Source organism: Arthrobacter sp. 18067 (genome assembly GCF_902706295.1).
Taxonomy (GTDB): domain Bacteria; phylum Actinomycetota; class Actinomycetes; order Actinomycetales; family Micrococcaceae; genus Arthrobacter.
This window is the reverse complement of record NZ_CACSJJ010000034.1, coordinates 1-13,370: the sequence shown is the minus strand read 5'-3', so window position 1 is coordinate 13,370 and position 13,370 is coordinate 1. Positions and strand designations below refer to the sequence as shown.

The following is a 13,370-nucleotide window of genomic DNA, read 5'->3' as shown; positions in this document are numbered from 1 at the left end:
AGAGAGCGTGTGATCTGCATCGCAATTCCTCGTATACCCGCACTGTACGGGGGATTACGTGACGCAAACGTTTCCTATTTATCGGCAGGCTAGGCTAGCCTTACTTAGGTTCGCATCACTTACTTAAGGAGTCCCGTGGCTTCCCTTCTCCCACGCCGCGCCCTGCTGAAAACAGCAGGAACCGCGACGGCCGCCCTGGCCGCCGTCGCTCTTTCCCTCACTGGCTGCTCCACCGGCCCCTCAACCTCGGCTCCGGCTTCTTCCGAGGCGGCATCCGCAGCTTTCCCCGTCACCATCAAGAACGTCTTTGGTGAGACCACAATCAAGGAACAGCCCAAGCGCGTAGTCACCGTCTCGTGGGTCAATGACGACATCGCGATCGCCCTGGGCGTTGTCCCGGTTGGTGTTCCGAAGAACGAGTGGGGCAACAACGACAAGGGCTCTACCCCTTGGAAGGACGCAGCACTGGAGAAGCTCGGCGCCGGCTTTGGCACCGACAAGGCTCCGGTCCAGTTCTCCGAGGCAGACGGCATTAACTTCACCGAGATCGCCAAGCTCAGCCCGGACGTTATCCTGGCCGCGTACTCCGGCCTGGAAGAGGCTGACTACAAGAAGCTCAGCGAAATCGCCCCCGTTGTGGCGCAGCCGGAGCTCGCCTACGGTACGCCGTGGCAGGAGAGCACCACGCTCATCGGCAAGGCACTGGGCAAGGAAGCCGAAGCCAAGAAGCTGATCGAAGACACCGAAACCACCGTCAAGGACAAGGTGTCCAAGTTCCCGCAGATCAAGGATAAGACCTTCATCTACGGCAACCTCGAGCCTGCCAAGGGTGACGGCGCCAACGTCTACACCGCCATCGACAACCGTCCCCGCTTCCTCTCCGAAATCGGCATGAAGCTGGCTCCGGTTGTTGAGCAGAACACCAAGTCCACCACTGAGTTCTTCATCCCGTGGTCGGCTGAGAAGGCCAACGAGCTCGAGTCCGACATCTTCGTTACCTGGGTTCCGGACGCCACCACGGCAGATGCCATCAAGGCTGATCCGCTGCTCGGACAGATCCCGGCCATCAAGAAGGGCGCGCTCGTTGCCGATTCGGATAACACCCTGACGCTCTCCATCTCCGCTTCATCTCCGCTGAGCCTGCCGTGGGCACTGGACACGTTCCTGCCCCAGCTGGGTAAGGCTGCTGACGCAGCGGGCAAGTAACTGCAATGAAACTGAGTACGACGACGGCAGTCCAGGGGCGGGGCAACGGCACTTCAGTGTCGGCTGGCCCGGGAGGCATCACCCCTGACGCTGCGGGAACCGGAGGGGGAACCGGTTCCCGCAGCACCGCAGGCAAGCGCACCGCTTGGCTGCTGGTGGCCGTCGTCGTACTCGCCGCAGTGAGCGCCGCATCCTTGGCGATCGGCGCGCGTGGACTTCCCCTCAACACCGTGTGGGAAGCCCTCACCAACTTCAATCCGGCCGACGGTAACCACGCTGTGGTCATCGCCCGGATTCCCCGCACTGTCCTGGGCCTGCTGGCCGGCGCTGCGCTTGGCCTGGCGGGCGCAGCGATGCAGGGCGTGGCCCGCAACCCGCTGGCCGACCCGGGCATCCTGGGACTCAACGCCGGCGCTGCCCTTGCCGTAGTGGTCGGCATCTACGTTTTCGGTATCGGCTCACTGTCCGGCTACATCTGGTTCGCCTTCATCGGCGCCGCGGCGGCCGCCGTCGTGGTTTACGCCGTTGCGTCCCTGGGGCGGGACGGCGCGACGCCGGTCAAGCTCGCCCTGGCGGGTGCGGCGCTGAGCGCTGGCCTTTTCTCGCTGATGAATGTCATCCTGGTTTCCAGCCAGGACACCTTTGACCGTTTCCGCTTTTGGCAGGTGGGCACCATTGGTGGTCGTGACTGGTCCGTCCTTCTGCCGGCGCTGCCGTTCCTCGCCGTGGGGGCCCTGATTGTCCTGGCTGGCGGCCGCATTCTGAACAGCCTGGCCCTGGGAGACGACATTGCCCGCGGTCTCGGCCAGAACGTCACCTTGGCCCGCAGTATCACCGGGCTGGGGATCGTCCTGCTTTGCGGATCCGCCACTGCCGTGGCGGGACCCATAGCGTTCCTGGGGCTTGTCATACCCCATGCCGTACGCTCGCTGACCGGGCCGGACTACCGCTGGATCCTGCCGTTCTCCGCGGTTGCGGCCCCCATCCTGTTGATCAGTGCCGACATCGTTGGCCGCGTTATTTTGCTTCCCGGTGAAGTCCCCGCGGGCATCATGACGGCGATCATTGGTGCCCCCGTCTTCGTCTGGCTCATCCGCCGTGGGAAGGGGGCCGGGCTGTGACCGCCCTCAAATCCGCTCCCGAGATGGCATTTAATGCCAATCATTCCGGCAAACATGGTCATCAATTGTCACTTCGGCGCGTGCTGAGCCCCACCTTCTTCCTCGGGCTCGCTGTAGTGGTCATGTTCGCCGTGTACGTGCTCCTGGGCAGCTACACCGTCACCATTCCGGACTTCTTCAAGATCGTCATCAACCATCTGACCGGCGGCGAGAAGATCCCGGGCGCCAGCTTCATTGTCATGGAGCACAAGCTGCCCCGTGCCGTGGTTGGAACCATGATCGGCATCGCCTTCGGACTGGCCGGCGCACTCTTCCAAACCATGCTGCGCAACCCGCTCGCAAGCCCGGACATCATCGGCATCAGTTACGGCGCAAGCGCGGCAGCTGTCACGGCCATCGTGATCTTCGGAGCTTCCGGAGTCGTTGTTTCCTGGGCTGCGCTTGGCGGCGCGCTCGGCGTCGCAGCCATCATCTACGCGATCTCCCGCGGCACTGGTTCAGGCGCAGGTGGAGGCAGTCGGGGCAACGCCGCGGGCAACCGCCTCATCCTTGCAGGCGTTGGCATCGCCGCTGCACTGCACGCAGTGGTCAACTTCCTCATGACCCGCGCCGACATCCGCACTGCAGCCGACGCCCTCATCTGGCTCAACGGATCCTTGAACTCGGCCACCTGGGACCGTGCAGGCGTCCTTGCGGTCTCCCTGTTGGTCCTGGTACCCGCCGTCATTGCCTTGGCCGGGCCGCTGCGCATCCTCGAACTCGGGGACGACGCCGCCGCAGGCCTCGGCATTAAGGTCAACGCCGCCAGGCTGGGACTGGTGCTGACCGCCGTCGGACTCGCCGCCGTCGCAACTGCTGCCGCCGGTCCGGTAGCGTTCGTGGCTTTCCTTGCAGGGCCGATCGCCCGCCGCATCGTCCGCAAACCGAGCCTCCCGGCGTCGGCGCTCACCGGTGCGCTGATCGTGCTCCTCGCTGACTTCTTCGCCTCCAACATCGCCCCCGTCATCCTCGACGGAACCGTCCTCCCGGTCGGCGTCATCACCGGCGCCTTCGGTGCACCCTTCCTGCTGTGGCTGCTGGTCACGTCGAACCGAAAGGAGGCCTGACATGGCCGTCCTTAATGCCAAGGACCTGACGCTCCAATATGAGCAGCGCAAGGTGGTGGAGGGGCTCTCCACTGAAATCCCCGAGGGCAAAGTGACCATGATCGTGGGCGCCAACGCCTGCGGCAAGTCCACCCTGCTGCGCGGTTTGTCGCGCCTGCTTAAGCCCGCCGGCGGCTCGGTGACCCTCGACGGCAAAGACATCCACACCCGTCCCGCGCGCGAACTCGCCCGCACCCTTGGACTGCTCCCGCAGCACCCGACCGCCCCCGACGGCATCACCGTCCGGGACCTTGTGGGCCGCGGCCGCTACCCGCACCAAGGCTTCTTCCGCAGTTGGAGCGCCGCCGACGACGCCGCGGTGCAGCGCGCGCTCGACGCCACCGCCACGTTGGAACTCGCTGAGCGGAGCATCGACGAACTGTCCGGCGGCCAGCGCCAGCGCGTGTGGATCGCCATGGCCTTGGCCCAGGAAACCGAAGTCCTGCTGTTGGACGAGCCAACCACCTACCTCGACCTCGCGCACCAAGTGGAAGTCCTGGACCTGATCACCGACCTCAACCGCAGTCGCGGCACCACCGTAGCGATCGTTCTTCACGACCTCAACCTGGCAGCACGGTACGCGGACCACGTCATCGCCATGAAGGGCGGGTGCATCGTGGCCGAAGGGCCCGCTCCCGTCGTTGTGACGGAGGAATTGGTCTTCAACGTTTTTGGACTGGAATCCCGCGTGGTTCCGGACCCCATCTCAGGTACACCGCTGATCGTCCCCATCGGACGCCACCACGCACGCCCCGCTTCAACCAACGAACTGGAGATCGCCTCATGAGTGCACAACCGACCCAGACCAAAGCAAGTGCCGCAGTGGAACCCATGACCCTCGCCTTTGACGTCACAGTGACTGCCGTGCAGGAGCTGAGCCCCAACTTCCGCCGGATCACGTTCGGCGGCTACTCGCTGCGTGACTTCGGTGTAGCAGGCGACACCTTGGACCTGCGCGTGAAGCTGATGATCCCGTCCTTCGATGCGTCGGGACAGCAGATCCCGCTGCCTGTCTTCAAGATGGAAGAAGCCGGCTGGTACCAGGAATGGCTCGCCATGGACCCGTCCGTCCGCGGTGACATGCGCACGTACACCGTCCGGTCTGAGCGCCTTGACGCTGTATACCCGGAGATCGACATCGACTTCGTCATGCACTTCGACGACGCCGGACACGGCGGACCCGCAGCCAACTGGGCACTTGGAGCGAAACCAGGCGATTCCCTGACCATCATCGGCCCCAACAATCGCGCAGCCCAGTGCACCACAGCCGGCGCATACGGTGGCATTGAATGGCGTCCGGGCATGGCCCAGCGCGTCCTTCTGGCCGGCGACGAAACTGCCGTACCCGCGATCAGCGCCATCCTCGAAAGCTTGCCCGCCGACATGACCGGCCATGCCTTCCTCGAAGTCCCCGAAGCCGCCGACTTCCAAGACATCAACACCGCAGCTGACATCGAAATCACCTGGCTCGCACGAGGAGCCGCCATCGGACGCTCGCGCCCCCACGGTGAACTCCTCAAGGAAGCCGTGGCCAAGGCCGTTCCTGTGCCGGGCTGGGTTGGTATCAAGGGTGATGGGACCGCCGCCGGCCCCGAACCCGAAGACGTCAACGTGGACCAGGAAATTCTCTGGGAAACCCCGCAGCGCATGGACACCGCAGCCATCGAAGCAAGCAAGAATCCCACCCTGCCCGCGGGTGCCCTGCCGTTCTACGCCTGGATCGCCGGTGAAGCGTTCGTGATCAAGGAATTGCGGCGGTACCTGGTGCGGGACGTTGGCATTGACCGTAAGCAAGTGGCTTTCATGGGCTACTGGCGACGAGGCAAGGCAGAGGGCTAAGTCCAGCTCTACCGTTGGGTGGCCGATTGTCGGCCATCCTCGGCGTGCTGCTCCTTCGTCGCTTTGACGCACGCTGCCGGATGCCCGCCAACCGGCCGCGCCGCACCTTTCGTTGCCCTCTCCTTCTCCGTCGGGTTTGGGGTTGTTTTGTGAGTTCACTTGGGGTTGGCTCCGGTGTAACCCGGAGCGGGTAGCGTCGCTGGGGTGCTGGAGGAATTCGGGGACGGGAGTAACGCTCGACGGCGGTTTGTCGCCATCGGGGATTCGTTCACCGAAGGCGTGGGGGACCCCAGTAAGGTCCTGCCCAACGGAGTCCGCGGATGGGCCGACCGGGTGGCCGAGAAGTTGGCCAAGGCACAGCCGGGCTGGGAGTACGCCAATCTGGCAGTGCGCAGCAAAAGGCTCCGGCACATCATCGACGAACAGCTTGGGCCTGCCTTGGCCATGGAACCAACCCTGATCACGCTCTACGCGGGCGGCAACGACATCCTCGACTTTGGTACGGACATGGATGCGCTCCTCAATGACTACGAGCTGCTCGTCGCGCGCCTGAGCGAAACCGGCGCCACCTTGGTCCTGTTCACCGGGTTCGACGTGAAGGTCTCTGCTGTGCTGGAACCCTTCAAGAAGCGCAATACCTTGTACAACCAAAGGGTCCGCGACATCTCGGCCAAATACGGCGCCGTCTTGGTGGACTACTGGTGTTTCGATGCCTACAAAGACTCGCGGATGTGGGCCCCGGACCGGCTGCACATGTCCAAGGCAGGCCACAAGTACTTGGCCGCCCAAGTGTTGGACCACCTTAACGTCCCGCACAAGATCTCGCCCAAGGAATGGGACCCGCCCACCCGAATGTCCATGCGCGAATGGGAACGCCGGCAGCGCCGCTGGGTGAACGACTGGGTGGTTCCACTGTTTGGGCGCAAACTGCGCGGGGTCACCCTCGGCGATACCCTCACCCCGCGCTGGCCGCAGCCGGTGAAGGTGCCTCGCAAGGGTGGCTTGAAGAAACTCATGGAAGAGGCAACACAATGACGCAACAGATCAGGTTCGTTGCCCTCGGCGATTCCTTCACCGAAGGTGTGGGCGACAACGACCTCAGGCTCCCCAACAACTGCCGGGGCTGGGCTGACCGTGTTGCAGAAGAAATGGCGCGGCACGATGCCGCAACGCGATACGCCAACCTGGCCATCCGCGGCCGTCGTCTCCAGCGGATCATCGACGAACAAATCGAGCCCGCCCTGGCCATGAACCCCACCCTGATCAGCTTCTACGCAGGCGGCAATGATCTCCTCATGGCACGGCTGGACATGGCCAAGCTCATGAGGGACTACGAAGATGCGGTGAGGCGCCTCAAAGCGAGCGGCGCCACAATCCTGCTGTTCACGGGCTACAACGTTCTCTTGTCGCCCCTGCTTGAGCCGCTCAAAGTTCGCACAGCAATCTACAACCGCACCATTCGGCGGATTGCGGCGAAGTACCAGACGCTCTTGGTGGACTATTGGTGCTTCGAGAAGTTCCAAGACCCGCGCATGTGGGCTCCGGATCGCCTGCACATGTCCACTCCGGGGCATAGCTATATGGCCAAGAAGGTCCTGGAGGTGCTGAGTGCGCCGCACTCACTCCAGTCGCCCACGCTTGCAGCTCCCCGTCCACGGACCCGCGCCGAAAACATCGCCGACGACGTCGCGTGGCTGAGGCGCGACGTCGGACCTTGGCTTTCCCGCCGGCTACGCGGCGTTTCGAGCGGCGACCACCTGGGGGCGCGCTGGCCTGGGCTCATGCCGGTGGTTCTGCCTGAGCGGCTGGGTACTGCGAAAGCGCAGATGCCTCAGCTGTCCAGCAGGTTTTCGTAGCCCTCGGCGACGCTCGTTGCGGTGAACTCGATGATCTCGAACTCGGCCACTCCGTTGCTGTAAAACGGGTCCTCGGCCAGCGAGGCATCCAAGGCAGCCCTGTCCACTTTGGAGAGCAGCACGCCTCCGGTGGCTGGAACGCGGCGTCCTGACGCAAGGAAGATCCCGGCGTCGAACGCGTCCTTAAGCCAGGCCATATGGCCTGGGCGGTGGAAGTCGACAATTTCGTCGGGAACCTTGTAGGTCAATGAGACGACAAACATGCCGCCAGCCTATCGCCTGTGCGGCGGCCGTGACCCAAAGAAAGCAGCGAATTCTCATAAGATGGATGCATGACTCAACCCCGCTGGCTGAACGCCGACGAACGACGTGCTTGGCTGGCCCTGCTGAGCATCAACACCTTGCTTCCCTCGGCTTTGGACACCCAGCTTCAGTCGGCCGGAAAACTGTCCCTGTTCGACTACAACGTACTGGCGATGCTCTCCGAAACTGAGGGCCGATACCTTCCCATGAGTGAGCTTGCTGCGCGCACGAGTGCCTCCTTGTCGCGCCTTTCGCACGTGGTCACCAAGCTGCAGAAACGTGGCTGGGTTGAACGGCAGGCACACCCCGGTGATGCCCGCGTCACGGTGGCCCACCTGACCGACGCCGGCATGTCCACCATCGTTTCCCTCGCCCCGGGACACGTGGAATCCGTGCGCACCCTGATGCTTGATTCGCTGAGCCCGGAAGACGTGTCCGACCTCGCACGCATCGGAGAGAAGATCGTTGCCCGCCTGGACAACAACCACTGGATCCTTCGCGATTCGTAGCGCTCCCGCCGCGGGCTTTGTGACCCTGGGCGTTCAAGTGGCAGACTGACGGCATGGATTTTTCTGCCCGTTATGTTGCCTTGGGTGACTCGTTCACTGAGGGCGTCGGCGACGACGATCCCAACCGTCCCAACGGCGTTCGAGGTTGGGCTGATGTGGTGGCCGGGCAACTGGCTCGCAGTAACGACGACTTCGGCTACGCCAACCTCGCAATCCGCGGCCGGAAGCTACGTCAGATCATGGCCGAACAGGTTGATGCCGCCGTCGCGATGAAGCCAACCTTGGTGACGCTGTACGCGGGGGCGAACGACATCCTGCGGCCCAAGATCGATATTGACTCACTCCTTGAGGAGTACGACGCCGGCATCGCCAAGTTGAGTGCCACCGGCGCCACAGTGCTCCTCTTCACGGGCTTTGATGCCAAGAGCTCCAAAGTCTTCAGCGCCATGCGCGGCCGCACTGCGATCTACAACGAACTGGTGCGGGAAATTGCCGAGAACCATGGCGCTTTGCTGGTGGATTACTGGCGGTTCGACGAGTACGACGATTGGCGCCTCTGGGGTGAGGACCGGATGCACATGTCCACTGCCGGCCACGTCAACATGGCAAAGCGCGTGCTCGACGTCCTCGAGCACGAGCACGTGATCGAGGTTCCCGAACTCGCACCCGTCCGTTTGATGAATCGCGTGGAGGCCCTGAAGTCCAACGCCCGCTGGTTCCGGGAATCAGCGGCGCCGTGGGTTGCCCGCCGTGTACGTGGTGTGTCCTCCGGCGACGGCTTGAGCCCGAAGTACCCCGAACTGACCAGGCCGCTTTAGGTGGCGGTCCGGAATTCCGGCGTGGCCAGCAGTTCACCGTCGGGCCGCACCGCGAGCACGGCGACGTTCCACTTTTCAACCGCCTGATCCAACGTCCGGGTGCCGCCGGCGACGATGGTCGTAGCCAGGATGTCGGCGGTGACGATGTCCGCTGCCGCGACGGAGACTTGGACAAACTCCGGCTTGGCGCCTCCTACGGCCCAAATATGGTCGCCACGTTCGGCAGACCCGGACGTTGCCAGGGCCTTCATGGATTGCAACGGGAAAGCGCCCAACAACGCCCGGCGATCCAGCGGGTCCACGATGCCGGCAAGCCAGGGTTCGTGCGTTGCGGGCCCGGGTGACCCGCTCACCAGCACGTCGCCGCCCGCGTTCAGGCACCAGTTCCTCAGCCCCAAGGCCCCGAGCGACAACGCCGCTTCCCGCGCCGCATGTGCTTTTACGATCCCGGAAAGGTCCAAGGTGCCATCCGGACGTTCAGCTGTGAAGGCGCCGTCCGTCGCCAACCGCCACTCGGACGCCTCTGCGTAAAGGTCCTGCATGGTCTCCGACGCGGAGGCCAATGTCAGCTCACCGCGGGCCAGCCGACTCGCCTCGGAGCCGCTCCGGTACAGGCTGAACGTCAGGTCAAGGTGCGCAAAGATACCTTCCACAACGTCGACGGCGGACTCGAGTTCGTCCACGGCGGTATCGGCGTAGGTGTCGCTCGCCACTGTCAGGCTCACCACCGTGCCCATGCTGCGGAAGGTCCGGGCACGGAGCTGTTGTCCGCTAGAAGTTGGCTGCATCGAGGGCTGCCTGGAGCGAGGTGAGGTAGGCGTCGCTGGTGACTGTCGCGCCGCCGATGGTCTGGACGCTGGCGGACTGGGCTTGGAGTACTTCGGACCGCAAAGCCGGTGCTGCGCGGCTGCTGATCTGGGCCGACTTCCGTTCAGCATCAGTGAGCTGCAACGCCGTGACCTCCGTGATCTTTCCGTCCTGGATCGTCACTTGCACCTGGACTGTCCCGAAGCGGGTCTGGACGGACGCGCCGTCGTACGTTGCCGCCGTCGTGCTCCCGGTACTGGATTTATCGGAGGTGGTGGCGCTGCTCAAGCTTGTGGTGGTTGCCGTGCCGGTGTCGGCGATGTGCGCTCCGGACTGCCAGCCTGCCAGCAGGATGCCGGCGGAAGCCAGGGCTGTTGCCAATGCTGCTCTGATTCTCACCAGTCAAACCTTTCGTAGTGGAGTTGTTCCGCCGGGACTCCCTCGGACTGGACGTCCCGGATGACCGAAGCCGCCCACGGGGTTGGGCCGCAGACATACACGTCGGCCTCGGCAATGCCGGGTGCGTAGGAGCTGAGTGTGAATCCGGCCTCCGCAGCCGACTGGGGGAGCCATGTGTGCAGTCCTGCTGATCGAGGGCCTGTCAGGTGGTAGAGCGTGGCCCCTCGTGCCTGGCACAGGGCCATGATTTCCTGGCCGAGGAAGAGTTCGGACCCGCCATGGCCGCGCAAGAGAACCGTGGCGTGCCCGGGTTCAAAAGGGGTTGATTCGAGCAGCGACCGCAGGGGAGTGATGCCGATGCCGGCGCCGATCATCACCACGTTGTTACGGGACCTCGCGGCCGTGCTGAACAATCCGTAGGGCCCTTCGATGGCCACCTTGGTTCCGGGTTTGACGTGGGCCAGCCGTGCCGAGCCGTCGCCGAGGTTCCGTACGGTAATCCGCAGTTTCCCGGTGCCGGTTGGTCCTCGGTCTGTAGGCGTGGCCGCGACGGGCTCCGCGGACAAACTGAAGGGATGCGCTTGCCACCAATGGCCTGGGGCAAGGAACCTCCAGAAGAAGAACCGGCCGCCGCTTCCAGCGAGCCGTTCCACGTTCAGTCCCGTCATCTCGATGCTGAAAACGTCCGGCGCTATCCGCACTACGCGGCTTACGGTGAGCTGGTGTCGGAAGCTCGCGGCCAGCGGTTGGTAGACCCTATGGATGAGGAGGGCAGCCCCCGTGCCCATACACAGTGCCAGCCAGTACCAGCGCTGCCAACTGCCCTCGACGAAGAGCCCGCCAACGCTGAATTGGTGGGGGATGGCGGTCAGGACTGCCGCGTACGTGAGCAGGTGGATGACGTACCAGAACTCATAGGCAAACCGGCGACGAACAGCCACCAGAGAGGTGACCACCACGGCAACAAACAACACCATGGACACGATGGCGAGCCACATGTCCGGCACGTTGACCCACAGGGAAACAAGCTCGCTGACCGGATCCAAGCCTTCGGCCGCGCCGTAGCCGAAGGCAATCAGGAGCCCGTGCGCCAGAAGCAGATAAAGGGCCGGCTTGCCCAGTTTCTTGTGGACTTCCAGCGCGCGGTCATGCCCGATGGTGTTGTCGATGAACGGGATCCGTGCCGCGAGCAAGAGCATCAACAGCACCAGGTCCATACCGATCAGCCCGGCCACGATACCTAAGGCCGTTGCGGTTCCGGCCCAGGAGTTGAAGCCCCTGGCGCCGCCGTCTGCCAGCCACAAAGCAGCCGCCGCCACCGGTGACAACCACGCGAGGAAAGCCAGGACGTCAGCCCGGGCCAGCCGCCGTCGTGCCTGCGGCCGGAAACGTTCGACGGCGGGTGGCCGCTTTCGCGAGGCCGCTGCCGGAGTGCTTTCCGCCGGCGAATCCGGGGTCAATAACGAGGTCATGACCTAAGACTCACCGAGCATCCTTTCGTTCTGCTGTGAAAGAGCTATAGAGGGCGTATGATGCCGGATTGGTCTTAATTTGGCCTGGCCCGTAGAATAGTTAGGCGCTAGGTAGTGCGGTTCGTGTGCAATTGCTCCGGTTGGTGGTGACTGTCGGTTTTTCCGACATCCCGGTGGCCGGTAGTTAGGGGCTCAAGTTGCGTGCATTCCTGTATTCGCCCGGTATCCCAGGACCTGTTCCAGTGTTTGTCACTGCCCGGTCCTGAGGCCAACCTTCTTCGCCGCACTTGCTGCGGAAACTACCGAAATGGTTTGGACCCGGATGCGGACGCTGCCTGTCGCACGGTAACGCAGGAACATCTGCACGCCGTTACATTCAATCTTTGGAGGAGAGTCATGGCAGCACACTGCCAAGTGACCGGAGCCGAGCCGGGCTTTGGACACAGCATTTCGCACTCGCACCGTCGCAACAAGCGCCGGTTCGACCCGAACATTCAGAAGAAGCGCTACTGGGTTCCGTCCCTGCGCCGTAATGTCACGCTGACCCTGTCAGCACGTGGCATCAAGACCATCGACGTACGCGGCATCGACTCAGTCGTCGCCGACATCCTGGCACGAGGAGTAAAGCTCTAATGGCAAAGGACAAGGACGTACGTCCGATCATCAAGCTGAAGTCCACCGCGGGCACGGGTTACACCTACGTAACCCGCAAGAACCGTCGTAACGACCCGGACCGTCTGGTCCTGAAGAAGTACGACCCCAAGATCCGCCAGCACGTCGAATTCCGAGAGGAGCGCTAAACACATGGCAAAGAAGTCCAAGATTGCTCGCAACGAGCAGCGCAAGGTCATTGTTGAGCGTTACGCTGCCAAGCGTCTCGAACTGAAGAAGACCCTGGTTGACCCCAACGCGACTGACGAAGCACGCGAAGCTGCACGCCTCGGCCTGCAGAAGCTGCCCCGCAACGCCTCCCCGATCCGTCTGCGTAACCGCGACCAGATCGACGGCCGTCCCCGTGGCACGCTCCAGAAGTTCGGTATCTCCCGTGTTCGCTTCCGCGACATGGCTCACCGCGGTGAGCTCCCGGGCATCACCAAGTCTTCCTGGTAATCACGAAGCTCTGAAAAGGCCGGCAACCGTTATGGTTGCCGGCCTTTTCTGCGTTTAAGCGTTTGTGCCCGAAGGCGGCGGCTGGTGAGTGGTGGTGGTCAGTGGCGCCGGACGGCGGCGGTCGTCCTAAGCGCGCACTGCCGGATAGCGATTGCCCCTGCCGACGCTCTCTCATCTTTTCGTCGTTTTCGATTGGCGCTCTCTCACGTAATCGTCGTTTTCGAGCAACGCTCTCTCACCGTGGTGGGGGTGCGGTCGGTTCCAAGGGGCTGTTGTGCTTGGTGAGGCGTTGGTGTTCGACGGCGGTTGCTGGCTTTGTGCCATGACGGCTAGTTGGTGGTGGCCCGGTGGTGTGACGGGGTTCACCAAGGTTGTTCCTGGAGGATTCGGGGTGGTTCGGCGGCCATCTGGCCCTGTTTCCCCCGTGTTTTGTGGGGTTTCTGGTCGTTTGAGGGTGGATTTGTGTCGAGGCTTAGGGACGTGTAATGTCTTCTGAGTCGCCGCGAGTGAGACAGCCTGGAGCTGAGAACCGCGGAGGCCGACCCCCTTGATAACAGCCTGAAAAATGGCCCGCTTTTGAGCGTGCCTGTGCAGGGTGGGGCCGAGGATTGGATCGAAAATCGCGGAAACGCTGATTTGCCAAGATCCGGTTGATCGGGTAAGTTTGAAAAGTTGCTCCGGAGCGATCCTGGACCCTGTGGGGTGTGGGTGGTGCCGGTAGTGTCTGTTGTTTGAGAACTCAATAGTGTGCCAAGTTTGTTGATACCGATTGTTTTTCAATTGGT

16 protein-coding genes are annotated in these 13,370 nt (G+C 63.1%); 12 read left to right on the top strand and 4 right to left on the bottom strand.

The window, feature by feature from the left end:
- Positions 1-135: 135 nt before the first annotated feature.
- The 7 genes from GVL04_RS23155 (at position 136) to GVL04_RS23125 (ending at position 7,167) form a co-directional block, all read left to right on the top strand.
- Positions 136-1,206 carry an iron-siderophore ABC transporter substrate-binding protein gene (locus GVL04_RS23155; RefSeq protein ID WP_159708918.1) on the top strand — a complete coding sequence of 357 codons (1,071 nt, stop codon included), beginning with the start codon at positions 136-138 and terminating at the stop codon, positions 1,204-1,206.
- Between the two features lie 5 nt (positions 1,207-1,211).
- Positions 1,212-2,327: an iron ABC transporter permease gene (locus tag GVL04_RS23150; RefSeq protein ID WP_159708917.1), complete on the top strand. Its 1,116-nt coding sequence runs from the start codon at positions 1,212-1,214 to the stop codon at positions 2,325-2,327.
- 23 nt (positions 2,328-2,350) lie between these two features.
- Positions 2,351-3,433 carry an iron chelate uptake ABC transporter family permease subunit gene (locus GVL04_RS23145; RefSeq protein WP_159708944.1) on the top strand — a complete coding sequence of 361 codons (1,083 nt, stop codon included), beginning with the start codon at positions 2,351-2,353 and terminating at the stop codon, positions 3,431-3,433.
- 1 nt (position 3,434) lies between these two features.
- Positions 3,435-4,259: an ABC transporter ATP-binding protein gene (locus GVL04_RS23140; protein WP_159708916.1), complete on the top strand. Its 825-nt coding sequence runs from the start codon at positions 3,435-3,437 to the stop codon at positions 4,257-4,259.
- Positions 4,256-5,311 carry a siderophore-interacting protein gene (locus GVL04_RS23135; RefSeq protein ID WP_159708915.1) on the top strand — a complete coding sequence of 352 codons (1,056 nt, stop codon included), beginning with the start codon at positions 4,256-4,258 and terminating at the stop codon, positions 5,309-5,311. The genes GVL04_RS23140 and GVL04_RS23135 overlap by 4 nt, the downstream gene beginning before the upstream one ends.
- A gap of 204 nt (positions 5,312-5,515) precedes the next feature.
- A complete protein-coding gene (locus GVL04_RS23130) occupies positions 5,516-6,346 on the top strand; it encodes an SGNH/GDSL hydrolase family protein (protein ID WP_159708914.1) in 831 nt (276 codons plus the stop codon).
- Positions 6,343-7,167: an SGNH/GDSL hydrolase family protein gene (locus GVL04_RS23125; protein WP_159708913.1), complete on the top strand. Its 825-nt coding sequence runs from the start codon at positions 6,343-6,345 to the stop codon at positions 7,165-7,167. The genes GVL04_RS23130 and GVL04_RS23125 overlap by 4 nt, the downstream gene beginning before the upstream one ends.
- Here the strand turns inward: GVL04_RS23125 and GVL04_RS23120 are convergent.
- A complete protein-coding gene (locus GVL04_RS23120; RefSeq protein ID WP_159708912.1) occupies positions 7,143-7,430 on the bottom strand; it encodes a YciI family protein in 288 nt (95 codons plus the stop codon). The two genes, GVL04_RS23125 and GVL04_RS23120, sit on opposite strands and share 25 nt — an antisense overlap.
- Positions 7,431-7,499: 69 nt before the next feature.
- Between GVL04_RS23120 and GVL04_RS23115 the strand changes: the two genes are divergently transcribed.
- The gene (locus GVL04_RS23115) at positions 7,500-7,979 is read left to right on the top strand and encodes a MarR family winged helix-turn-helix transcriptional regulator (RefSeq protein WP_091463442.1); all 480 of its coding nucleotides are present in this window, start codon (positions 7,500-7,502) and stop codon (positions 7,977-7,979) included.
- Between the two features lie 53 nt (positions 7,980-8,032).
- On the top strand, positions 8,033-8,797 hold the full coding sequence (locus tag GVL04_RS23110) for an SGNH/GDSL hydrolase family protein (RefSeq protein ID WP_159708911.1): 765 nt from the start codon (positions 8,033-8,035) through the stop codon (positions 8,795-8,797).
- Here the strand turns inward: GVL04_RS23110 and GVL04_RS23105 are convergent.
- Genes GVL04_RS23105 through GVL04_RS23095 form a run of 3 tightly spaced genes read right to left on the bottom strand, consistent with a single transcriptional unit; the run spans position 8,794 to position 11,475 of the window.
- The gene (locus tag GVL04_RS23105; protein ID WP_159708910.1) at positions 8,794-9,585 is read right to left on the bottom strand and encodes an FAD:protein FMN transferase; all 792 of its coding nucleotides are present in this window, start codon (positions 9,583-9,585) and stop codon (positions 8,794-8,796) included. The two genes, GVL04_RS23110 and GVL04_RS23105, sit on opposite strands and share 4 nt — an antisense overlap.
- Positions 9,569-10,003, bottom strand: coding sequence for an FMN-binding protein (locus tag GVL04_RS23100; RefSeq protein WP_200846940.1), 435 nt, complete (start codon positions 10,001-10,003; stop codon positions 9,569-9,571). Before GVL04_RS23100 ends, GVL04_RS23105 begins: the two co-directional genes overlap by 17 nt.
- Positions 10,000-11,475, bottom strand: a complete 1,476-nt coding sequence (locus GVL04_RS23095; protein ID WP_159708909.1) for a ferredoxin reductase family protein — start codon at positions 11,473-11,475, stop codon at positions 10,000-10,002. Before GVL04_RS23095 ends, GVL04_RS23100 begins: the two co-directional genes overlap by 4 nt.
- Positions 11,476-11,871: 396 nt before the next feature.
- Between GVL04_RS23095 and rpmB the strand changes: the two genes are divergently transcribed.
- Genes rpmB through rpsN form a run of 3 tightly spaced genes read left to right on the top strand, consistent with a single transcriptional unit; the run spans position 11,872 to position 12,585 of the window.
- The gene (gene rpmB / locus GVL04_RS23090; protein ID WP_011776361.1) at positions 11,872-12,108 is read left to right on the top strand and encodes a 50S ribosomal protein L28; all 237 of its coding nucleotides are present in this window, start codon (positions 11,872-11,874) and stop codon (positions 12,106-12,108) included.
- Entirely contained in the window at positions 12,108-12,275 is a 168-nt protein-coding gene (gene rpmG / locus GVL04_RS23085) for a 50S ribosomal protein L33 (RefSeq protein ID WP_003798558.1), read from the top strand. Before rpmB ends, rpmG begins: the two co-directional genes overlap by 1 nt.
- Before the next feature lie 4 nt (positions 12,276-12,279).
- The gene (gene rpsN / locus GVL04_RS23080) at positions 12,280-12,585 is read left to right on the top strand and encodes a 30S ribosomal protein S14 (protein ID WP_011776360.1); all 306 of its coding nucleotides are present in this window, start codon (positions 12,280-12,282) and stop codon (positions 12,583-12,585) included.
- Positions 12,586-13,370 lie beyond the last annotated feature (785 nt).